This is a genomic window from Serratia liquefaciens ATCC 27592 (genome assembly GCF_000422085.1).
In the GTDB taxonomy this organism is placed as follows: domain Bacteria; phylum Pseudomonadota; class Gammaproteobacteria; order Enterobacterales; family Enterobacteriaceae; genus Serratia; species Serratia liquefaciens.
On sequence record NC_021741.1, the window covers coordinates 3,394,361 to 3,416,812 of the forward strand.

At 54.1% G+C, this 22,452-nt stretch carries 22 protein-coding genes, 1 tRNA gene and 1 pseudogene; 9 read left to right on the plus strand and 15 right to left on the minus strand.

Going from position 1 to position 22,452, the window contains the following annotated elements:
- Nucleotides 1-18: 18 nt before the first annotated feature.
- Complete coding sequence (locus M495_RS15995; RefSeq protein WP_041414752.1) at nucleotides 19-1,197, minus strand: Gfo/Idh/MocA family protein; 1,179 nt, start codon at nucleotides 1,195-1,197, stop codon at nucleotides 19-21.
- A 321-nt stretch (nucleotides 1,198-1,518) separates the two neighbouring features.
- Between M495_RS15995 and M495_RS16000 the strand changes: the two genes are divergently transcribed.
- Together M495_RS16000 and M495_RS16005 are read left to right on the plus strand one after the other, a co-directional pair.
- Nucleotides 1,519-2,553 carry a LacI family DNA-binding transcriptional regulator gene (locus M495_RS16000; protein ID WP_041414754.1) on the plus strand — a complete coding sequence of 345 codons (1,035 nt, stop codon included), beginning with the start codon at nucleotides 1,519-1,521 and terminating at the stop codon, nucleotides 2,551-2,553.
- Nucleotides 2,554-2,590: 37 nt separating this feature from the next.
- Entirely contained in the window at nucleotides 2,591-3,277 is a 687-nt protein-coding gene (locus M495_RS16005; RefSeq protein ID WP_020827724.1) for an aspartyl/asparaginyl beta-hydroxylase domain-containing protein, read from the plus strand.
- Here M495_RS16005 and M495_RS16010 read toward each other — a convergent pair.
- The 5 genes from M495_RS16010 to M495_RS16030 all read right to left on the minus strand — a co-directional run bounded on the left by M495_RS16010 (nucleotide 3,274) and on the right by M495_RS16030 (nucleotide 8,420).
- The gene (locus tag M495_RS16010; RefSeq protein ID WP_020827725.1) at nucleotides 3,274-3,990 is read right to left on the minus strand and encodes an ABC transporter ATP-binding protein; all 717 of its coding nucleotides are present in this window, start codon (nucleotides 3,988-3,990) and stop codon (nucleotides 3,274-3,276) included. The two genes, M495_RS16005 and M495_RS16010, sit on opposite strands and share 4 nt — an antisense overlap.
- The gene (locus tag M495_RS16015; protein ID WP_020827726.1) at nucleotides 3,987-4,862 is read right to left on the minus strand and encodes an ABC transporter ATP-binding protein; all 876 of its coding nucleotides are present in this window, start codon (nucleotides 4,860-4,862) and stop codon (nucleotides 3,987-3,989) included. The genes M495_RS16010 and M495_RS16015 overlap by 4 nt, the downstream gene beginning before the upstream one ends.
- A complete protein-coding gene (gene livM / locus M495_RS16020; RefSeq protein ID WP_020827727.1) occupies nucleotides 4,859-6,145 on the minus strand; it encodes a high-affinity branched-chain amino acid ABC transporter permease LivM in 1,287 nt (428 codons plus the stop codon). Before livM ends, M495_RS16015 begins: the two co-directional genes overlap by 4 nt.
- An 11-nt stretch (nucleotides 6,146-6,156) precedes the next feature.
- Complete coding sequence (locus tag M495_RS16025) at nucleotides 6,157-7,071, minus strand: ABC transporter permease subunit (RefSeq protein WP_020827728.1); 915 nt, start codon at nucleotides 7,069-7,071, stop codon at nucleotides 6,157-6,159.
- A 230-nt stretch (nucleotides 7,072-7,301) separates the two neighbouring features.
- Entirely contained in the window at nucleotides 7,302-8,420 is a 1,119-nt protein-coding gene (locus M495_RS16030; RefSeq protein ID WP_020827729.1) for a branched-chain amino acid ABC transporter substrate-binding protein, read from the minus strand.
- Between the two features lie 490 nt (nucleotides 8,421-8,910).
- Between M495_RS16030 and M495_RS16035 the strand changes: the two genes are divergently transcribed.
- A tRNA-Asn gene (locus tag M495_RS16035) sits at nucleotides 8,911-8,986 on the plus strand.
- Between the two features lie 113 nt (nucleotides 8,987-9,099).
- Here the strand turns inward: M495_RS16035 and M495_RS16040 are convergent.
- From M495_RS16040 to M495_RS16060, 5 genes and pseudogenes are all read right to left on the minus strand, one after another.
- Nucleotides 9,100-9,675: pseudogene (locus tag M495_RS16040) on the minus strand (PhzF family phenazine biosynthesis protein); the annotation flags it as partial.
- Between the two features lie 5 nt (nucleotides 9,676-9,680).
- Nucleotides 9,681-10,223, minus strand: coding sequence for a DUF3916 domain-containing protein (locus tag M495_RS25350; RefSeq protein WP_020827731.1), 543 nt, complete (start codon nucleotides 10,221-10,223; stop codon nucleotides 9,681-9,683).
- Nucleotides 10,224-10,252: 29 nt separating this feature from the next.
- Nucleotides 10,253-11,116, minus strand: a complete 864-nt coding sequence (locus M495_RS16050; protein WP_234530161.1) for a hypothetical protein — start codon at nucleotides 11,114-11,116, stop codon at nucleotides 10,253-10,255.
- A 369-nt stretch (nucleotides 11,117-11,485) separates the two neighbouring features.
- Nucleotides 11,486-12,277, minus strand: coding sequence for a PhzF family phenazine biosynthesis protein (locus tag M495_RS16055; RefSeq protein ID WP_020827733.1), 792 nt, complete (start codon nucleotides 12,275-12,277; stop codon nucleotides 11,486-11,488).
- Nucleotides 12,278-12,492: 215 nt separating this feature from the next.
- Entirely contained in the window at nucleotides 12,493-13,446 is a 954-nt protein-coding gene (locus M495_RS16060) for a LysR family transcriptional regulator (protein ID WP_020827734.1), read from the minus strand.
- Between the two features lie 139 nt (nucleotides 13,447-13,585).
- Here M495_RS16060 and M495_RS16065 point away from each other — a divergent pair, with 139 nt between their 5' ends.
- The gene (locus M495_RS16065) at nucleotides 13,586-14,755 is read left to right on the plus strand and encodes a M20 aminoacylase family protein (protein WP_020827735.1); all 1,170 of its coding nucleotides are present in this window, start codon (nucleotides 13,586-13,588) and stop codon (nucleotides 14,753-14,755) included.
- A 35-nt stretch (nucleotides 14,756-14,790) separates the two neighbouring features.
- Entirely contained in the window at nucleotides 14,791-15,579 is a 789-nt protein-coding gene (locus tag M495_RS16070) for an ABC transporter substrate-binding protein (protein WP_020827736.1), read from the plus strand.
- A gap of 69 nt (nucleotides 15,580-15,648) precedes the next feature.
- On the opposite strand, the gene tmaR is transcribed toward M495_RS16070, so the two are convergent.
- The 3 genes from tmaR to M495_RS16085 all read right to left on the minus strand — a co-directional run bounded on the left by tmaR (nucleotide 15,649) and on the right by M495_RS16085 (nucleotide 18,062).
- Entirely contained in the window at nucleotides 15,649-15,966 is a 318-nt protein-coding gene (tmaR, locus tag M495_RS16075) for a PTS system regulator TmaR (RefSeq protein ID WP_020827737.1), read from the minus strand.
- 161 nt (nucleotides 15,967-16,127) lie between these two features.
- Entirely contained in the window at nucleotides 16,128-17,195 is a 1,068-nt protein-coding gene (locus M495_RS16080; protein WP_020827738.1) for an FUSC family protein, read from the minus strand.
- A 99-nt stretch (nucleotides 17,196-17,294) separates the two neighbouring features.
- Entirely contained in the window at nucleotides 17,295-18,062 is a 768-nt protein-coding gene (locus M495_RS16085; protein WP_020827739.1) for an N-acetylmuramoyl-L-alanine amidase, read from the minus strand.
- Between the two features lie 214 nt (nucleotides 18,063-18,276).
- Between M495_RS16085 and M495_RS16090 the strand changes: the two genes are divergently transcribed.
- A complete protein-coding gene (locus M495_RS16090) occupies nucleotides 18,277-19,023 on the plus strand; it encodes a LexA family transcriptional regulator (protein ID WP_020827740.1) in 747 nt (248 codons plus the stop codon).
- Between the two features lie 40 nt (nucleotides 19,024-19,063).
- Here M495_RS16090 and M495_RS16095 read toward each other — a convergent pair whose 3' ends face one another.
- The gene (locus M495_RS16095; protein ID WP_041415518.1) at nucleotides 19,064-20,173 is read right to left on the minus strand and encodes an SDR family oxidoreductase; all 1,110 of its coding nucleotides are present in this window, start codon (nucleotides 20,171-20,173) and stop codon (nucleotides 19,064-19,066) included.
- 257 nt (nucleotides 20,174-20,430) lie between these two features.
- Here M495_RS16095 and M495_RS16100 point away from each other — a divergent pair, with 257 nt between their 5' ends.
- From M495_RS16100 to sbcB, 3 genes are all read left to right on the plus strand, one after another.
- Nucleotides 20,431-20,637, plus strand: coding sequence for a hypothetical protein (locus M495_RS16100; RefSeq protein ID WP_020827742.1), 207 nt, complete (start codon nucleotides 20,431-20,433; stop codon nucleotides 20,635-20,637).
- Between the two features lie 79 nt (nucleotides 20,638-20,716).
- Nucleotides 20,717-20,911, plus strand: a complete 195-nt coding sequence (locus M495_RS16105; protein WP_020827743.1) for a DNA polymerase III subunit theta — start codon at nucleotides 20,717-20,719, stop codon at nucleotides 20,909-20,911.
- A 100-nt stretch (nucleotides 20,912-21,011) separates the two neighbouring features.
- A complete protein-coding gene (sbcB, locus tag M495_RS16110) occupies nucleotides 21,012-22,439 on the plus strand; it encodes an exodeoxyribonuclease I (protein WP_020827744.1) in 1,428 nt (475 codons plus the stop codon).
- Nucleotides 22,440-22,452 lie beyond the last annotated feature (13 nt).

Consider the following 22,452-nt stretch of genomic DNA (forward strand, 5'->3'; position numbering starts at 1 on the left):
TGCTCCGGGTAAATAGGTTTATTCAAAGGCCACCCAACGGGCGCCCTGGTTGGCGGAACGCACGCAGTTTTCAATCCAGCGCACGCCCTCGATCCCGGCGTCGATATCCGGATACACCAGTTGCGCCAGCGCCTGCCGATCGCCGCGGCGAGTGGCGTCGATAGCCAGAGCAAATTTCAGGTAGATGTTGGCCCAGGATTCGGTCAGGCCTTCGGTATGCAAAGCCCCCAGCCGTTCCCAGGCGTTACAGGTATCGTCCAGATACGCCATGCCGCGATACAGCGTCTGGTTTGGCTGCCCCTGCACCTCGTAGCGCAGCTCGCTGGGGTTGATGTCGCTCCACTCCAGGCTGGCCTTCGACCCCACGATGCGAATACGCTGGCTGCTCATCGCGCCAGCATTCACCGATGAAGCCCACATCCGCCCTACCGCGCCGCTTTCATAGCGCATCATCACCAGCGCGTTGTCTTCCAACGGTGCTCGTGAGGGAATAAAACTTTGCCGATCGCAGAGCAGCTCGCGGATCTGCATCTGCGGCATGACCAATTGGGAGAGGTAGTAGGTGTGGGTGGAAATATCCCCCAGCACAAAGCTCGGGCCGGAGATCTTGGGGTCAATGCGCCATTTCTGCGCTTCGCTGAGGCGATCCACTTCGTCCGTGGCATTAAAACCGTGGGTATATTGCAGATCCACCATCCGTACTTCGCCAATCTGGCCGTTGGCGATCATCGCGCGCATTTGCAGCAGCAGCGGGTGGCCGGAGAAACCGTAAGTCACGCCGACGATCAGGTTTTTTTCCGCCGCCAGCGCTTTAATTTCATAGGCTTCCTGGCTGGTGAAAAACAGCGGTTTCTCGCAGATGACGTGCAACCCGGCCTGCAGCGCCGCACGGGTAATTTCGTAATGCGTACCGTTCGGCGTCGCTACCGACACCACTTCGATGCCGTCCTCACGCAGCGCCTCTTGAACAAACAACGTACGGTAATCTTCATAGCAGCGTTCGGCCGCTACCCCCAGGTTCACGCCAAACTCGCGGCCGCGATCCGGCACGATATCAAACGCGCCGGCCACCAGCTCAAAAGCGGTATTATCCCGTAGCGCCCCGCAGCGATGCTTGTATCCCACCTGCCCCAACCGCCCGCCGCCGACCATAGCCCAGCGCAGAAGGCGCGCCGTTTTTCTTTCGCCATTTAGCATAGTTGCTCCCGAAATCTTGGATTTCATCGTTTTCGCCGCATTGCACCCGGGTGCAAACTTTAACTGCACCCGGGTGCAAAATTAGGTAGCAACTTGACCGCTCAACAAATGCCACTTGCGATGGACTATTGGAGAGGGTTAAAAATAAGTCAAATGCGCCATAATAAATCTGCCGATCAGGATCACAAAATACCGCTAAAAAGATCCGCTGCGTTGTGCCGATGGCCCGCAGGATCCTCGCGCCAACGTCGGCAATTCCCGCATTCGACTACGCTGTGCTAATCTGTTGAACCCATACCGTTTTTTCATCACGAGCGAAAGATGATGGCGAAGAAACCCGGCTCTACCCCGGCGCCCGCAGCACGCAAGGCGACGGCCAGCGATGTGGCCGCCCGCGCCGGCGTGTCTAAATGGACGGTATCGCGTGCCTTTACCGACGGCGCGTCGATCTCACCGCAGACCATGCAACGGGTTCAAACCGCAGCGCGTGAATTGGGTTATCGCCCTAACCTGCTGGCGCGCAGCCTGTCGAAAAAGAGTACCCGCATCATCGGGCTGGTGGCGGACGAACTGAAAAACCCGCATATCTTTACGCTGCTGGATGAAGTGACCCGGCAGTTGCAAAGCCGCGGTTATATGGCGTTGCTGCTCAATATCACCTCTGAACACGATTATGAGTCGGTGCTGACGCTGGCGGACCAAATGCAGGTGGACGGGCTGCTGTTCCTCGGCACGCTGCTCAATGACCGGCTGATCAGCCTGGCGCAGGACATTCACCGTATTCCGCTGGTAGTGCTGTATCGCTACAGTGAAAGCCCCTATATCCAGGTGCTGGCGACCCACGGTTATCAGGCTGGGTTCGACATCGGCGAGTTGCTGCTCCAGCAAGATTACCCGCGTATGGGCTATCTGGCGGGACCAATCAGCGAATCTACCCAGTTGCGCCGCCTGGACGGTTTCCGTGCCGCGCTGGCGCAACAGCAGCGTGAGGTCAACCTGGTGCTGCAGGCTCCGCACTACCAGCGTCTTTGCGGGATGGAGGCCTTTTCGACCTACCTGGCCGCCACCCCGGCAGAGCAACGGATAGACGCCATTTTTTGCGAGAACGACATTCTGGCGGTCGGCGTTATCGATGCCATACGCGCCAAGCCGGGCTGTGCGCCGATTGCCGTGGTGGGCTTTGACGACATTGAGCTGGCGGCCTCCCCCAGCTACCAGCTAACCACTTACCGCCAGCCGATGCAGCAGCTGATAGCCGATGGCATTCACTGCCTGACGCAGGCCTTCGAACCCGGCGGACAACGGCTGTATACCGGCGAATTGATCGTCCGGCAATCACATCTAAAACAACCCTAAGACGGCGAGAAATCGGCTCACTGCTATTGAGGTCACTATGTCAGCTATCTACGATTGGTCTGTGCTTGCTCTTCGCCGTATTTACGATCGCCGCATCAGCAGTTCACCGGTCCTCGACAGCAACCGGCTGTTTCCCGACGCCCAACGCTTTACCGCTCACTGGCAGCAGATACGCGAGGAAGCGCTGACCGTAGCGCAAGATCTGCGTAATATCCCACGTTTTCACGAGATCATGAGCGAACAGGCGTCGATCTCCGCCAACGACGCTCGCGACTGGCGGATGTTTATCATGCAGGCCTATGGGCAGCCGATAGCGCGCAACCTCGCCCGTTGCCCGCAGCTTGCACAATTGATCGCCTCTTCCCCGGACGTGCTTTCAGCCTCATTGTCGTTCCTGGCACCCGGCAAACAGGTGCCCGCGCACCGTGGCCCATTCCGCGGCATTCTGCGCGGCTATCTGGTGTTGTCGATGCCCAAACGCGCCGACGGTGAACCCGCTGCGGTGTTGAAAGTCGACGGGCGGGAGTACCGGCTGAACGAGGGGGAATTTATGCTGTGGGACGACACCTTCGAACACGAAGTGTGGAACGACAGCGACCAGGTGCGCACCGTGTTGTTGCTGGATATCCGCCGCCGCGATTTGCCCCGCGGCCTGCGGATCTTGTCCAGTGGCATCATCGCTCTGGTACGGCTGAACGTGCGCGTGATCCAGCGCCAGTTTTAAGCGCCGCCCAGATAAGCCTTCCTCACCTCCTGATTGCTTAACAGCTCCGCGCCGCTGCCGGTCAGCCGGATTTGCCCGTTGACCATCACATAACCGCGATCGGACAGCTTGAGCGCATGGTTGGCGTTCTGCTCCACCAGGAACAGCGTCATGCCGCCACGGGTCAATTCGCGCAGAATGCTGAAGATCTGTTTGACGATAATCGGTGCCAGCCCCAGGCTCGGCTCATCCAACAACAGCAGCTTCGGGCGGCTCATCAAGGCTCGGGCAATCGCCAGCATCTGCTGTTCGCCGCCGGACATGGTCATCGCCCGCTGGTTGCGCCGCTCCTTCAGGCGTGGAAACAGCTCGAACATGCGCTGCAGGTCTTCATCCACATAGCGATTGCCGACAGTGATGGTGCCCATCAGCAGGTTTTCCTCCACGCTCATGTCCGGAAAGATCCGTCGCCCCTCCGGCGCCTGGGCGATACCGCTGCTGGCAACGTAATGGGTAGAACGCTGGCTGATATCCTCTCCGCGAAATAGGATCTGCCCGCCGCTGATGCGCGGTTGGCCAAAGATCGACATCAGCAGCGTGGACTTGCCCGCGCCGTTGGCGCCAATCAGCGCCACCGTTTCCCCTTCATTGACCTGTAACGAGACCTGCTGCAACGCCTGGATCGGGCCGTAAAACACGTCCACATTGCGAAATTCCAACATCACATTGCTCATCCCGCCAGCTCCTCTTCATCCGCGCCAAGGTAAGCGGCGATCACCGTGTCGTTATGCTGTATTTCTTTCGGCGTGCCTTCGGCGATCACATCGCCATGGTCCAGCACAATCACCCGATCGGAAATTTCCATCACCATGCCCATATCGTGCTCGATCAGCAGCACCGTGATGCCGTGGTGCTGACGCAGGAAACGGATAATGCGGCTCAGGGTCGCCGTCTCCACCGGGTTCAGCCCGGCGGCGGGTTCGTCAAGGCAGATCATCTCCGGCGTGGTGCACATCGCCCGGGCGATCTCCAGCCGCCGCTGCTGGCCGTAGGACATCTCCCCCGCCAGCCGGTTGGCGCAGTCCACCAGCTCCACCACTTCCAGCCAGTAAAAAGCGCGATCCAGCGCCTGGCTTTCCGCCCGGCGATAGCCCGGCGTATTGAGCACCCCGGCGACCAGATTACGGTTGCTGAGCATGTGCTGCGCCACCAGCAGATTCTCCACCACCGACATTTCGCGGAACAAACGGATGTTCTGGAAGGTGCGTGCCAGCCCGGCGCGATTGACCAGATGGGTCCCGCCGAACATTTTGTAGTACAGGCGCGATCCCAACCGCCTCGGGTTTACCCAGTCGCCGGCGCGAAACTTCTGTCCCAGCACCTGGATCACGTCGGTTGGCCGTTTGTGGGTGTTAAGCAAGATGGCGCCGCCGGTGGCGCGGTAAAAGCCGGTCAGGCAGTTGAACACCGTGGTTTTGCCGGCGCCGTTGGGGCCGATCAACGCGGTGATCGAGCCGCGTTCGACCGCCAGATTCACGTCGTTGAGCGCCTTGATGCCGCCAAAATGCATCATCAGATGCTCAACCTGCAAGATTGCGTCGCTCATGGCGCCACCCCCTTACGCGGCGCAAAGCTGGTTCGGCTGATCCTTACCAGCCCACGCGGTCGCCAAATCATCATCGCCACCATCAGCACGCCAAACAACAGCACGCGGTACTCGGCGAAGCTGCGCAACAGTTCCGGTGCCACCGTGAGTACGAACGCCGCCAGCACCACGCCGATGGTCGATCCCATCCCGCCCAGCACCACGATCGCCAGGATCAACGCCGATTCGAAGAAGGTAAACGAGGTGGGGTTGACGAACCCCTGATAAGTGGCGAAAAACACCCCGGCCAGCCCGGCGGTGGACGCGCCCATCATAAAGGCCGACAGCTTGACCAACACGTGGTTTAAGCCGAGCGAACGACAGGCGATTTCATCCTCGCGCAAGGCTTCCCAGGCGCGACCGATCGGCATGCGCGTCAACCGGTGCTTGATGTACAGCACCAGCAGCACCACCAGGAACAGCACCGCATAGATAAAGATAAATTTCAGGTTAGGGTTATAAGTGATGCCAAGGAATTCATGAATCGGCACGCCGCCGTCCTTCGCGCGTCGGCCAAACTCCAGGCCAAAAATCGTCGGCGCCGGGACCGAGACGCCGTTCGGCCCGCCGGTCAGCGACATCCAGTTGTTCAGCACCAGCCGGATGATCTCGCCAAACCCCAGCGTGACGATCGCCAGATAGTCGCCGTGCATACGCAACACCGGGAACCCCAGCAGCGCGCCGGCCAGCGCCGCCATCAGCGCCCCCAATGGCAACATCGCCCAGAACCCGAGGCCGAGATACTGGTAGCCCAGCGCCAGCCCATAGGCGCCAATGGCGTAGAACGCCACGTAGCCCAGATCGAGCAGCCCGGCGAGCCCGACAACGATGTTCAAGCCCAGCCCGAGCAGCACGTAAATCAGCCCCAGTATCGCCACCGTCAGCAGGTATTTGGTGGCGACAAACGGAAACAGCAGCGCGATGACCGCCATTAACGGAATAATCCAGCGCAGGCTGGTCCTGGCGCCGATCGGCCGGACATACACCCCGTCGTTACCGCCGTCAAAACGCGTCAGTAATTTACGGCCCGGTGCAGTTTGCAGAAACAGGCTCAGTAACAGCCGCCCGGCCATCACCACCGCGATAATCCACACCAGACGATGCGGCTCGAAGTTAAAGCTGTAACCGTTCAGAACGATGCCGACGATCGGCCCAAACACGATCAGGGCAATCAGCCCGGCCAATACGGCGTCCAGCAGGCTGCGCTTAACGTTCAGCCCTGGGTGAACCTCAGAGTGCGACATAAGTTTTCCCCTCAAACCTTAGCGACCATTGGCCGTCCGAGCAGGCCCTGAGGGCGGAAAATCAGGATCACCACCAGCAAACCGAAGGAGAACACGTCTTTGTAATCCGAGTTCACCATGCCGGCGAACTGCGCCTCCGCCACGCCCAGCAGCAGGCCGCCCAGCATCGCGCCGGGTAACGACCCTATCCCGCCCAATACCGCGGCGGTAAAGGCTTTGATGCCGATGATAAAGCCGACGTAGAAATCGAAGGTGCCGTAGTTCATGGTGATCAACACCCCCGCCAGGCCGGCCATGGCGGCGCCGATCACGAACACCAGGGAAATGACCCTATCGGTGTTGATGCCGAGAATTGACGCCATTTTGCGGTCTTGCTGAGTGGCGCGACAAATGCGCCCCAGCCGGGTGTGTTGAATGATGTAAGTGAGGATCGCCATGCCCAGCAGCGACGCGAACAGGATAAACACCTTGGTATAGGTGATTTGAATCACCCCGCCGTCAAAGTTGAGGCGGAACACTCCATCCAGCAGGGTTGGGATCCCCTGCTGGCGTGGTCCCTGGCTGATTTGCGCGTAGTTTTGCAGGATCAGCGACATGCCGATTGCGGAGATCAAGGGAGCTAAACGGGTAGAGTTACGCAAGGGTTTGTAGGCGATACGTTCGATCACCCAGCCATACACGCCGGTGATCACGATGGTAAACACCAGCGTACCGAGGATCAGCAGCGGGAACGACTGCAGGCCGAAGAACGACAGCAGCGCCAGCCCGATGGCGCACAGGTAGGCGGAGATCATATACACCTCGCCGTGGGCGAAGTTGATCATGCCGATAATGCCGTAAACCATGGTGTAGCCGATGGCGATCAGGCCATAAACTGCGCCGAGCGTCAGGCCGTTGATCAATTGTTGCAGAAAGAAAACGTCCATAATGAGCAGTCTCGCCTGGTGGGACCGCAAGCAACAGCAGGCGCGGCCCAAGGGAAGAATCGGCGCGGATCCGCAGCACATGCGGATCCGCTTGCTGGTTAATCCTCAATGGATTTCAAACTGCAGCCAGGCGGCAAGTACGTGAATCCCCAGGAGCTTAGGTCCACTAAGTGACTGGGGTGAACGTAGGCAGCCAACAACGCTGCGGCTTGAAAGACGCCGAGGATTGTTTAGAGTTGGTGATATTTGCCCTTGTCGTCCCACTGATAGACCACGTAATCCGATACCTTCAGGTCACCTTTCTTATCCCAGGCCTTTTTGCCCATCACGGTATCCACATCATGAGATTTCAGCCATTCGCTGGCCTTGGCGCTGTCTTTGCCGCCGGTGGCGTTAAAGGCCGCGGCGATCGCCTGAATAGAGGCGTAGGAGTAGAGGGTGTAACCTTCCGGCTCGAAACCGCTGGCGCGGAATTTGGCGATCACCGCCTTGCCTTCCGGGATTTGACGCGGGTCGTTACCGAAGGTCATCAGCACGCCGTTGGTGTACTGCGGCCCGCCGGCAGCGGTCACCAGCTCTTCGGTCACGATACAGTCGCCGGAGAAGAACTTGGCGGTGACGCCCTGCTCACGCATCTGGCGCACCAATGGTCCGGCTTCTGGGTGGCAGCCGCCGAAATAGACCACGTCGGGTTTGACCGAGGCAATTTTGGTCACCAGCGCGTTAAAGTCTTTTTCACCGCGCGACAGCCCTTCATACAGCACCTCTTTCACGCCGCGCTTGTTCATTTCCGCCCTGGCGGCATCCGCCAGCCCCTGGCCGTAGGTATCCTTGTCGTGGATCACCGCGATACGCTTGGCCTTCAGGGTATTCAGCATGTAATTGGTGGCGATCACCCCTTGCTGATCGTCACGGCCGCACATGCGGAACATGTTGGTCATGCCGCGCTCGGTGATTTGCGGGTTGGTAGAGCCAGGGGTGATGGCGATAATACCGGCTTCGTCATACACCTCGGAGGCCGGCATGGTGGAGGATGAGCAGAAGTGTCCCACCACCGCTGCGACCTTGTCCTGATCGACCAGGCGGTTGGCGACCGAAACCGCCTGTTTGGGTTCACAGGCGTCATCCCCCTGCACCAGCTTAATTTTTTCCCCTTTAATCCCGCCGGCGGCGTTGATATCCGCTGCCGCCTGCGAGGCACCACGCCAGTACTGATCGCCATAGGTCGCATTCGGCCCGGAGAACGGCCCGGCGACGCCGATAACGATATCGGCCTGAGCATAAAAAGCAGAACCTAAACAACCGATAAGCAGAGCAGCGAGCGGACTTTTAATCAATTTCGATGACATTGTTGTATTCCTCAGCACTGTTTTAGCGAAACGCCCAGAGGCGTGGAGCAGTCACTTTATGTGTAGACGGGGAAAATAATTTGCGCGAGAGCGCAGTCGCATTACCCGAATTTAAGCAAGCAAAAATCCAGCCATTGTGACGGCCAATACATATTTTCTGTTTATTCATCCTACATATCAGAGGGAAAACACGGGGCAATCACTGCCGTCAGGTGGCTCTGTGGGGGGCTCTGGCGGCAATTGTGCGAAAAAACTTCTCGGCGATGTTGGCCACATGCAAATCAACCGCGAGATCCTTCGCACCGTAAATGTGCAAAGGCCGGTGCAACATCACGCCAGGGGTTTTACAGTGATAATCAGTGCTGACAGGGGGGATAAATGCCGAAAAACAACGCAACATGTTCATTCCGACAGCAAACGCACTTTTTTCGCAGTTTAGTGCTTTGACAAAGCCGCACCACCCCGCTATTATTCGCCCCGTTCACACGATTCCTCTGTAGTTCAGTCGGTAGAACGGCGGACTGTTAATCCGTATGTCACTGGTTCGAGTCCAGTCAGAGGAGCCATATTAAAGACGCCCGCTTAAGGAAACTTAAGCGGGCGTTTTGCTTTTGGAGATTGGGTGAACGGCGGCTAAGGGTGGCAGCAGACCTTATATTTTGAGCAGCATTCAATAGGTCTAGCGCAACAGCACTTTGCCTATCAGATAGGTTGTTGCCTGTCCGCCGATGTAAACGCGATCGCCCACTAGCTGGCAGCGTAAATCCCCGCCACGCTCTGATCCCTGGTGCGCCAACATCTGCGTTTTATTCAGTTTTTCAGCCCAGTAAGGAATGAGCATGCTATGCGCCGAACCTGTAACAGGGTCTTCCGCTACGGCTTCGCCTGGGCAGAAGAATCGGCTAACAAAATCGTATTCACCGTCACCTGGAGCCGTTATGCACACCATTTTTCCCAGGGGAAGCATGCCATTGATATTCGGGCGTACAGTTTCGACCTGCTGCCGATTCTCCATTACTACCAGGTAATCACGCGCCACGCGCACTTCTTTGCATTCTGTGATGCCCAACGTGTCCAGCAATAATGCCGGTGGCATGACAAGCTTGGTTTCCCATGCAGGAAAATCGAGCGTCAGCCATTTATCGTTGCGCACCACCGTCAGCGGGCCAACAAATCGGGTAGCAAAATGAATAGTCGAACCTGGGTAATCAAGATGTTCAAAGATAACGTGCGCAGCTGCCAGTGTGGCATGCCCACCAATCACTGTAGCTGCCCATAATACCAACGCTCTCCTGAAAACCACTCATCTGGGTCATCGGCTCCATAGTAATCAAGTGTAATACCTAACTCCTGCACGCCATCAGGAAGGATCAGTCCCCATTCCTTAGCAAGACTTCGTTCTCGGAGGAGTACCGATGAACTATTTTCAGAACATCCCTCTGCTATAAAACTTTGGAAATATTCCTCAGAGCGAAATAGACAGACTTCACTTGTAAACATATCCGGGAGGCAAATTACGGCAGTAATTCGAGGAGTGCCATCGCAATCTGCGGTGGAAAGCATCAAGTTGGAACAGGCATTGATCATGGCCTGCGCGCATTCTGCCTTGGTATTCTGTTTACTGTATTTACCCTGAACAAGATTAATTTCTACGGGTATCTTGTAATTCCAGTAATACTGTTCTTCAGAGAAAACAGCACGCTCTGGGTTATGAAAAAATTCGGCCCAGCGATTAAGCGATTTTATACGGCGCGGAATATTTCTGATTTTTGAACGATAATCTCTATTCAAGCGCCTGCTCATTTTAAACTCCTTTTTAGATTTATTTCAAATCAGTAAACATAATTATATTTCACATCAGCATTATGATTGTAAACATGCTCTTTTCCATCTTTATTATTTGCTATTGACGTAGAAATATTCTGTTTGGCATTAGTGCACCTTCCAAATTCATTCCATTTATCACAAATTGTTGTCGTTGTTTCTGTAGTAAAGAATTTTTGAACTTTTTTACTACCTAACTCTCTGTTATCATTTCCATAATTCAAATCCACTGTCGTAGCGTCTGATTTCGTTTGTATTAGACGATTAAGAGCATCATAATGATAAACTGTATTTCCACTATCATTTTTCAATGTGCTAACTCGATTTGATTCAGACACTCTATCTTTATCATCAATTAAAAATACTGTTTCCGCTCGACCTGTTTCCTTTGCTTTTCCAACAAGAATATTAGAGGTATCTTCAGATTTATTTATCTTCCCATTAACATCAGTTAAGAATACCCCCGCCATTTCCTGTTTCATAATATCTTTTTTAGAACCACCCTGTTCAAGATAATACATTTCAAACGTCATGTTATACCTCCATGTTTTATCCTTTTTATCCATTGAGGTGTTGGTTTTGGTTACTAAAAAACCATCTTTATTTCTGCTTTTAATTATTCTATCACCTCGAAGATTCAATAGTGCACCACAGTCATCAAATTCCACATGCGAGTTGTCATTTATATAGTCATCTTCACTATTTATATGCATACTACTTTTTTTCAAAGAGTCACCAAATGATTGTTCTTGAACTAATATGAAATTATTAAAAGCATTAATTGAAATCACATCCTTTGTGCAGATATTTTCGTTTGGATATGCACTATATGGAAAAACAAACACCAGCCATAGCATCAATCTTTTTCTCAAAATAAACCTTCCTTATAATATAAAAACATCACTGTTTAACGATTATACACAGACATAGTTCCTTACTGTAAGGCATAGGGATGTGGCATGCAAATCTGGAGGCTGTAACGTTTAAAGCCTATCTTTATGGTGATAGGCTTTAACTATATAAAATATCTACATCTTGTCGCCTGAACACAACGTTATCAGAGTAAATAGCCTTACCTGCGACAAAACCCACAATAGCGATTATAGGTAAGCTGATAGTAGTGACCCGCTTCCCGTATGTGATCCATACATAATCAGAAATAACCGGTTTTTGGGACTGAGCTACCTGAAGCAGTTATAGCGAACAGCAGACCTTATATTTTGAGCAGCATTCCAGCCGGTTTAGCGCAACAGCACTTTGCCTATCAGATAGGTTGTTGCCTGTCCGCCGATGTAAACGCGATCGCCCACTAGCTGGCAACGTAAATCCCCGCCACGCTCTAATCCCTGGTGCGCCAACATCTGCGTTTTATTCAGTTTTTCAGCCCAGTAAGGAATGAGCATGCTATGCGCCGAACCTGTAACAGGGTCTTCCGCTACGGCTTCGCCTGGGCAGAAGAAACGGCTAACAAAATCGTATTCACCGTCACCTGCAGCCGTTATACACACCATTTTCCCCAGGGGAAGCATGCCATTGATATTCGGGCGTACAGTTTCGACCTGCTGCCGATTCTCCATTACTACCAGGTAATCACGCGCCACGCGCACTTCTTTGCATTCTGTGATGCCCAACGTGTCCAGCAATAATGCCGGTGGCATGACAGGCTTGGTTTCCCATGCAGGAAAATCGAGCGTCAGCCATTTATCGTTGCGCACCACCGTCAGCGGGCCAACAAATCGGGTAGCAAAATGAATAGTCGAACCTGGGTAATCCAGATGTTCAAAGATAACGTGCGCAGCTGCCAGTGTGGCATGCCCACACAGATTTATTTCAGCCAGGGAGGTAAACCATCGCAATTCAAAGCCAGTATCATTTGCGACAAAGAATGCTGTTTCTGACTGGTTATGCTGCTGGGCCATTTTCAATAATGTCTCATCAGGCAACCATTCTGTTAACGGGCATACCGCTGCGGCATTACCGCCAAAAGTCGTGTTGCTAAAGGCATCTATCATGTAAAAATCAATTTGTTGCATGGCGTAAATCTCTAATCGATCTTCGGGCAGCCCACACTCTACCACGCCACGACAACATGCAATTTCGTATTTTTCATGTATCCACATCCCCCCGAAAAATGAAGATAGCGTCTAACTAACACGGAATACGGTATAGCGTTTTCTTGCGATATGAAGACGTCTGCTTCACGCCCTGAATAGCCAGCCCTCCAACCCGCTCGTACCACTCCCTATTCCTAAATCAACAGCCGCACCCGATCATAAATCAGTCGGTCCTCCTGTCGTGCGGAGCGGGCGTGCTGGCGCAGAGTGCGAATCAGGTTATCAATCAGCGCATGGGCGGCGGTGCTGAGAATGCTGTTGCGCCGAGTCACGATATTCAGCCGTGCCGGATCGCAACTTTCCCGCAGCACCAACGGCTGCAAGCGCCCGGCAAACTGCGGCAGGCCGACCAACGGCGCCGGACACCAGGTACACATGTCCGCCGATTCCACCATCGCCTGCAGCATGCCCAGGGAATGCGCATGAATAATACGATTCGGATCGAGGTGAGCGCCGTGTTGGCTGAACAGTTGATGAATTAAATCGTCATGATTTTCCGGTGTGTAGTTCAGCACCCAATCCTGCTCCAGCAACTGGTGAATCGAGGTGCTTTGGCTCAACGAATGCCCCTGCCGCACCATCACCGCCGTTTCATAATCGAGCAAGGGTTCGCAATGAAACTCCTGCGGTGCCATCGAAACCGGAAGCGGCGTGATGGCAAAATCCATCGTGCCCTCACGCAGTTGTGATTGCGCGTTGGCCATCAGGCTTTCAAACAGTTCCAGTTTCACCTTGGGCATCTTTTTGCGAAAGGCCAACACCGCCGTCGGTAACACCGTCAACATCAACCACGGCGTAATGGCCGCTTTCACCTGCTCTTGCGCTAACCCGCGTAACCCCGCCATTTCATTATTAGCCTGTTCCAGCTGATTCAGCACCAACCGGGCATGTGCCAACAGCGTTTTCCCGTACGGCGTAAACCCCAGCCCGCTCGGAGAGCGAAGCAGCAACGGCAGTTCCTGTTGTTGCTCCAGTTCACGCAAAGCGCGCGTAACCGCTGCCTGTGAAAGCCCCAATTGCCTCGCGGCGGCGCGGATACTGCCGCCGTCAGCGCTGGCCACCAATGCCTGTAACTGATGCAGTTTCATGATGCCCCCATGACAACCTATTATTGTCAGCATAACCGAACGGCGGCTCCCCGACCAACGGGTTGTTTGCTAGTGTCGGGAGTATCTTGTTTTCCGCTTATCGAACGTCGGAAATCGAATATTCAATCAGGATACCGCGATGAATAATCCGCTTGTCTTACCTGAAATAGCGGCAGTTAAGCATGAAATGGTCGCTATCCGCCGCCATATTCATGCTCACCCCGAATTGGGGTTCAACGAGTTTGCCACCGGCGAGTTGGTCGCAAAACTGCTGTCCAACTGGGGCTATCAGGTTACTCGGGAATTGGGGCAAACAGGCGTTGTCGCCACCTTGCGGCGAGGCTCGGGAAGATCACTGGGTTTGCGTGCCGATATGGATGCATTGCCGATTGAAGAAACCAGCGGATTAAGCTACACCAGCACCCACCGCGGCGTGATGCATGCCTGCGGTCATGATGGCCACACCACTATGCTGCTGGCAGCGGCGCGTTATCTGGCGCAACACTCTGATTTTACCGGGACTCTGCATCTGATTTTTCAGCCGGCGGAAGAAGGCGGCGGCGGCGCCAGAGTGATGATTGAAGACGGCTTGTTCGACCGGTTTCCCTGTGATGCGGTGTTCGCCATGCACAACGTACCCGGCTTTCCGGTCGGCCAGTTGGGCTTTGCCAGCGGCGCTTTCATGTGTTCGGCCGATACGGTCAATATTACCCTGCACGGTCATGGCGGCCACGGCGCGGTGCCGCAGCACACGGTCGATCCGGTGGTGGTTTGCGCCGCTATTGTGATGAGTCTGCAAACCATCGTCTCGAGAAATATCGATCCGCAGGAAACGGCAATCGTGACGGTTGGCGCGATCCAGGCAGGCCGTGCCGCCAACGTGATCCCTGCCACCGCAACCATGACGCTAAGCGTACGCGCACTGGATGAAGGAGTTCGCCAACGGCTGGAAAACCGCATTACGGCGCTGGTAGAAGCGCAAGCCGCCAGTTTTGGTGCTCGGGCGGACATTGATTACCAACAGGGTTATCCGGTTTTGGTAAATCACGTGGCGGAAACTGAGCTGGCACGCACGGTGGCATTAGACTGGGCGGGTGAACAGCAGTTGATCCCGTCTCTGCGCCCCTTTACCGCCAGCGAAGACTTCGCATTTATGTTGGAAAAATGCCCCGGCAGCTATATCTCGATCGGCAATGGGGAAAGTACGCCCGGCAATTCGCTACATAACGCCGGTTACGATTTTAACGACGAGTGCCTGCCGATTGGCGCCACTTACTGGGTCAAGCTGGTCGAGCGCTTTTTGGCTTGATCCCTTTTGCACACCATTACGCCGAGGAACATAAAATGAAAACAAAGATTAGCCTGGTTCTCCTGCTGCCGCTGGCGTTAAGTTTCGCCGTTTCTGCTGGGGAATTCAGCGGAAAAGTAATTAAACTCGGCGTGGATCCGACCTATCCACCGCTGGAATTTAAAACGCCACAGGGGGCGTTGACCGGATTTGGGGTCGATATTGCACAGGCAATGTGCGATCAAATGCAGGCCAAATGCGTTTGGGTTGAGAGCAGTTGGGACGGAATGATCCCGGGGTTGCTGGCGAAAAAATTTGATGCGATTGCCTCGTCGATGACCATTACGCCGCAGCGCCAGGCGCAGATCGCCTTCTCGGACAAGGTGTCTAATGCGCCTGCACGATTAGTGGCCCGTAAAGGCAGCAACCTGCAACCCACGGCGGCTTCGCTGAAAGGTAAATCCATTGGCGTGCAGCAGGGATCCAGTCAGGAAACTTATGCCAACGCCCTGTGGCGGCCGGCCGGCGTTAACGTGGTGTCCTACCAGAGCCAGCAGGAAGCCAATGAGGATTTGATCAACGGCCGCTTAGATGCTTCGTTGCTGGCCAGCGTCAGTGCCAGTGAGTTTTTCCACACCCCAGCAGGAAAAGACTTTGCCTTTATCGGTGCCGAACTCAGTGACAGCAAATATTTCGGTATCGGTGACGGCATTGGGCTGCGTAAAGAGGATATCGCCCTGCGTAACGCGTTCAATGCTGCGCTGCAGGCGATCATCGCCAACGGCACCTACAAGAAGGTGAACGATAAATACTTTGATTTTGACGTGTACGGCGCAGGCCACTAAAGGGGCTGGAATGGGGATACAGGGAAAACAATAAAAGGGCCAGGCGAATGCCTGACCCGATAAAAACGGTTACTTCACTTCGCCCATAGCCTTCAGCTTTTTGGACAGTTCGCGGCGTTCTTTGGACAAATCGGCATTTTTGATGATGTAATCATCAACGCGATCTTCATAGTCGCTGCGCATATTGGCAATGATGCCCTGAACGTCTTCAATGCTCATGCCCGGCTTGATGTACTCGCTCAGGTTATCGAGCAGCAGCACGCGTTTTTGGTTATCACGAACTTTCTTCTCGTTGTCGACAATTTCACGCTGCAGCTTATTTTTACGTCGGAACATACGCACAAACTCCAGAACGTCCTGGAAACTCGGCTTATTTGCATTATCCATCTTCATACCCTTGCTTTAGTAATACACAGATTCATTTGCTTACGGCCACAATGGTACCAAGATACAGGTTTGTGGCGGTCAGGCACAACACTCATCGCCCTATCTTACTCACTTTGGCGTCATGACAAAAACCCGAAGCGCCCGCTTCATGATCTGACCCCCTATTCACGTCCGCTGGCGGTACACACCTTGAGCAGATCGCCCAGTTCTTCCAACTGTTGCGTCAGTTCCATGCTCAACCATACGTAGCCATAAATTGGCGCTTCGCCGTGCTGACTGAAGCTGGCCTCCTGCATCAGGGTTTTCAATTCGGCGGCAATTTCGCTCAGTTGCCCCGCTTCTGCCGACAACTGTGTCTGCGGGCCGTCACGCATCGTGACTGCCAGCGACTGCAACGAATTCAGCGTTAGCAGTTGCGCACTGCGCAGCGTTTTGGCATTCAGCATAATAAAGTGGGTTTCGCGCGAGGCCCAATAAGCGTCGGCCAGCAATTCCAGCGTACAAACCAGGTTGCGGCTCAGCGTCTGTACCGCCTCGAAAACCGCTTTGGGGATGTGGGTCTCTTTGCTGCTGGGGACAATCAGGCCGCGTAATTTAACGACCTTATTGAGCAGGTCTTTCAGCTGTGGCTCCAGCCGCGGCCGTTCTATCATATTTGGTGACAGGTAAGCGCCGTAGATCTTGCTGACGTTTTCCAGGCAATCCGCCATCTCCATACGCCACAAAATATAAGCACGTTGCGGATAAATGCTGGTGAACAGCAACGCCAACAGCGAACCAAAAATGACGTCACCGCTGCGCCACAGTGCGGTATGCATATCACCGGCCCCCGCACCGCAAACCACCGCCAGCGTGATCCCCACCAGCAGCGCCATATAGGGCCGCTTACCGAGCGTCAGATAGCCACAGAAAAACATCACCACCCCGCACCACACCAGCATCAGCGGCAATGAGTAAAGCTCGAGATACAGGGCAATCAGCCCCGAGGCGGCGCCAAATACCGTACCTGCGATACGCTGCAACGCCCGTTGCAGCACATTGCCCCAGAACGAGATCGGCCCCATCACCACCACCAGCGTAATCAGTGGCCAGGTGCCTTCCGGCACTTCGAGCAGGCGGATCAGCATAAAGGTCAGGATAAACGCCAGCCCAATGCGCACGCCGTGCACAATGCGGTAATGGCGATAGGTCAGACGTTCGAACGAGGATATTTTTCTGTCGAGGCGCACGATGCATCCCGTTATCAGTGGCGAGAAAGAGCATCAGTTTAGCGGAGGAAAGGGTTGGGAGAAAAGGCGGATAAGGCGTCCCTCATCCGCGCTCAAGCCTTAAGCGGCATATTTATCCACCAGCGCGCGTAAAATGGCGGCGGTTTCGGCATCCATCACACCGTCATACTGCCGTTGACGGAAATGCAGTTGGAAGGCGCGAACCAGCTGGCGGTAACCCTCTGCATTGGTCGCCGCCGAGGTGTCGTACCCGTACCTGGCAAATAGCGCCAGTAAATCTTGCTGTGCGGGTACACCCTGGCATTGATACTCATGCTGATAACGCTGCTTCACCGCGTCGTCATACCAGGCACCGACACCGGCCAGGTACAGCTGATGCCATGGAAATTGCGGGCCGGGATCGCTTTTGCGGCCGGGAGCAATATCGGAATGTGCCACTACGTTAACCGGCGTGATATCCGGATAGCGCTGCAAAATATTTTGCGTCAATTGAGTTACCGCCGCGATCTGCTGCGGGTTAAACGGTGGGAAAGTGATGTCTTCACCATCGCCGCTCGCCAGATTGACGATCTCAATGCCAATCGCGGTATCGTTGAGATTCGAACGATTGCCCCACTGGCTGGTGCCGGCGTGCCAGGCCCGCTCGACTTCATCGACCAGATTGAAAATCCTTACGCCGCTAAAGCCTGCCGCCTTATAGGTTGGATCTTCGGGATCCGGCACCAGATAATGGGCGCTGACCGACTTGCCGGTCAATGACTGCACCGAGTCGGCAAAATTCTGCGCGGTATAGTGCAGCACCAAAAAGCGCACTCGGTGGCCGAAGCTGGCTACCGAACGGTAGCTGTTGTAATCCATACTGAACATCGTAGATTCCTTGTGGGTTAAACACGTGTGATCCAACCACTGTAAAGGGCAAGAATATTCGCCCCGGTTCATACTGGCGCAACTTGCAGCGCCCTACAATTCCTTCATGGACCTTGTCCACCTGTCAATGTTTAGCTAATTGCTAAATTTAAAGCAAGCTAAATTTAGCAAAAACGACATTTACCTTTTTGCTAAAGAATGCGATCATCTGGCCATGGAAACCAAAGAAATAAGACGCAATAATTTGCGCGAGCTGATGGCCAGCTACGCCCGGCAGGGTATCAACCAGAATGATTTTGCGGTGCTGGTTGAGTCCTCTTCGCCCACGTTGAGCCAAATCAGCGGTGAAAAGTCCTCCCGTAACCTGGGCGATAATCTCGCCAGGCGGATCGAGGCCAAACTAAACCTGCCCAAGGGCTGGTTCGACGTGTTCCATGAAAAAGAATTGGTGCGCCCGTTCGATAACGTGGCGGCAGAGTCGGATTTTCAACCTGCCCGCCTCAAGCCGGTGGTGTGGGAAGATACCGAACAGGACAAGGAAGAGTTTGTGGAAATTCCCCTGCTGGATATCAATTTTTCTGCCGGCGATGGCTGTTATGAAATTGTCGATCGTGAAGAGTTTTCGCTGATTTTCCGCCGCTACTACCTGCACAAGATGGGGGTGGCGGTGAATGCCGCGCGGATCATCCGCATCTCCGGATCCAGCATGGAGCCCCGGCTGCAAGACGGCGACGTGGTGGGGATCAATACCGATGATACTCGCATCCGCGAAGGGAAAACCTACGCGATTCGCCACGGTAACCTGCTGCGGGTAAAAGTGCTGATCGAACAGCCCGACGGTGGCGTCACTATTCGTTCGTTGAACCGGGAAGAATACCAGGACGAACACCTGAGCTACCCGCAGCGTAAAGACCAACTGGTTGTGCTGGGGCGCGTTTTCTGGTCGTCTTCGTCCTGGTAATGCGAGGATGCAGCAGGCGCCGCTAACCGGCGCCGTGCTGTTATTTGAAATCCACCACCATCTGCTGCTGAATGGACAGGCCCCGGGTCGACTGCACACAACAGGCGATATAGTCGGTAAAACGCGGCGGTTTCGGCATGCCCAGCTTAAGGATTTTGTCATTGCTGAACCGCACGTTGAGCATGGCGAAAGATCCATACAGGCGCATCGCTTTCAGCATCAGGCGTTCATTACATGGCCCGAAAATATCTTTGAGCTGCTTGCGCATTTTCAACAGGGCTTCATAACTGACCTGCGCATAGTGATCGCCGAGCGGAGGCTTCTCCAGCGCAGCGGCAATGGCGCGATCGATGTCCGCGAAGCTAACGCTGCTCTCTTCACCGGCGGAGATATGATAAACGTCGTTATCCAGCGTTTCGCTGTTCAACAGCATCACCATCGCATCAGCACAGTAATCAACCGGGATCACATCGATATTGTCCTGCAGCGAGCACATAAACTTACGCAGCATCAGCGCCATGCTGAACACCCAGAAAATACTGCTGGAAGGCTGACAACCCAGGCGAGTATGCCCTACCACGATCGAAGGACGAGCAATCACCAGCGGTAGCTGCGGGCAATGTTGACGCATGAGCTGCTCAATGGTGGATTTGGAGCGGGTATATTCCACCAAATGCTCGGCCGTTTCTTCAAATTCACCGCTTTCCGCTACCAGTGAACCGGGTTCCGGCGCGCAAGACATTGCCGTCCCAACATGCAGGAAACGTTTTAATCCAGACACCTGCGCCATTCTTTTGGCGAATGCCAAAGTGCCTTCCACGTTAACCTTCCAAATAAGGGGGTTATTACCGAAAGAGGCTACGGCGGCACAATTAATAACGTGCGTTACATTGTTAATCCTTGTGTCTGCTAAAAAGTCAGCTGGCTCACTCAGATCCCCCAACAATATATTTTCTATCGTGATTTTAGAAAATATTTCGGCTTCAATATTAAACTTCTCCATATTCATCCGAATACGGTCTAGCCCCTGCTGTGCATTATCAGCCCGCACTAACAGAAGATAGTTAATCGCCTGATTTTCTTTCAGTAATTTCTCAAGAACTGCACCACCGAGAAAGCCGGTAGCGCCGGTTAACAGCAGAGTTTTCATAATGCGTACCCACATTGGTATTGAATGTTGCTGATTGTATGTGGGGGTAATTAAACGGATATTAAATAAAACTCAGTAGTCTTATCTTATCTTTTCTTAATATTATCTTAAGGAATGTTTTGAAACATCGCAGCGGTATTTGGTAACACATTAATAAAAAACAAACCATAATAAACACCGCCGTTGACAGAGCATTGATATAAACTCTGATTTAATTCCCTGGTCAATATCATTCTCTTTATCCATCAGGAGTTTTTATGAGCTATAACCAAAAAGTCTGGTTGGGCATCCTGGTCCTGTGCAGCCTTTTCTGGCTGGCGGTGATTGGTGGTGTGTTATCGGCCCATAAAGCCTTTGATCGCGCACAGTTGCAAAATCAGCAGGAATATACGGCCAAATACTCTCAGCATTATCAGGGGGCAGCGGCATCAAGCCAGCCCCTGCAGGCACGTTCACACACTTGATGCGCCTCCCCCCTGAATGGGGTAGGGACAAGCTGGGTTAAGGATCCTATGATGCCCCTATGATCACAGGGAGAATAATATGGGTCGAAAGCTGGATAGCTTGCCACAAGCAGAACGTGAAAAAATTGAAGCCGATTTACTCGCTCTCAGCGTTATTTATAACGAACGTTATGGCATCAGCCCCAACAACAACGGTGCCAGTGCCGAAGAACAAGTACCCGATTATTTACGTCCCTACTTTCGTCTGCGCCTGAACTACTACCGCAATGCGTAATGCCGCTCATTTCGGTGATTAACGCTAACGACTGCTTGGCATCGCACATCTCGCCGTTACAATAGAGCAATATTCCCTACGCCACCTGAGAGATGCGATTTTGAGCAGCAAGGCACCGGCCACATTTTATATCCACGACTACGAGACCTTCGGTAAAAGTCCCTCTATGGATCGCCCGGCGCAGTTTGCCGGTGTGCGTACCGATATGGATTTCAACATTATCGAAGAGCCGTTGGTCATCTACTGCACCCCGGCCGATGACTACTTGCCCGATCCTGAAGCGGTGATGATCACCGGTATCACGCCGCAGCTGGCGCTGGCCAAAGGCGTCAACGAGGCCGAATTTGCACGCCAGATCCATCAGGCGTTCAGCGTGCCTGGCACCTGCATTCTCGGTTACAACAACATCCGCTTCGACGACGAAGTCAGCCGTAATATTTTCTACCGCAGCTTCTACGATCCCTACGCCTACAGCTGGCAGAACGGTAATTCGCGTTGGGATCTGCTCGATGTGATGCGCGCCTGCTATGCGCTGCGCCCGGACGGCATCGTGTGGCCAGAAAACGAAGATGGCTTCCCCAGCTTCCGGCTGGAACACCTGACTCGTGCCAACGGCGTCGAGCATGAGCATGCCCATGACGCCATGTCGGACGTTTACGCCACTATCGCCATGGCCAAACTGGTCAAGCAGGCACAACCGCGACTGTTTGATTTCCTGCTGCAACACCGCAATAAGCATAAGCTGAACGCCCTGATCGACATCGCAGAGATGACGCCATTGGTGCACGTTTCCGGCATGTTCGGCGCCGCGCGCGGCAACACCAGTTGGGTATCGCCGCTGGCCTGGCACCCGGATAACAAAAACGCCGTCATCATGTGCGATTTAGCCGGTGACATGACGCCATTACTGACGCTGAGTGCCGATGAACTGCGCGAACGGCTGTATACCCGCCGGGAAGATCTGGCGCCCGAACAATCACCGGTACCGATCAAACTGGTGCATATCAACAAGTGCCCGGTACTGGCGCCGGCCAAGACCTTGTTGCCGGAAAACGCCGAGCGACTGGGGATCGACCGTCAGGCCTGCCTGCAAAACTTGCAGTTGCTGCGCCAGCATCCGGAGGTGCGCGAAAAAGTGGTGGCGTTGTTCGCCGAAGCCGAACCTTTCAAAGGCTCTGACGACGTCGACGCCCGGCTGTATGACGGTTTCTTCAGCGATGCCGACAAGGCTGCGATGAAAATCATCCAGCAAACCAAGCCGCAGAACCTGCCGGCACTGGATCTGACTTTCAGCGATGGGCGCATGAAGGAGCTGTTGTTCCGTTTTCGTGCCCGCAACTACCCCAATACGCTGGACGACGCCGAGCAACGCCGCTGGTTACAGCACCGCCAGGAAGTATTAAGCGCCGAGCGAGTGCAGAGCTACGTGCTGCAACTGGAGTCGTTGTATAACCTGCATGAAGGCGATAAAGAAAAGACCGCGCTGTTGAAAGCGCTGTTTGAATACGGCAAAGAGTTGGTGGGGTAACAAAAACAATAAA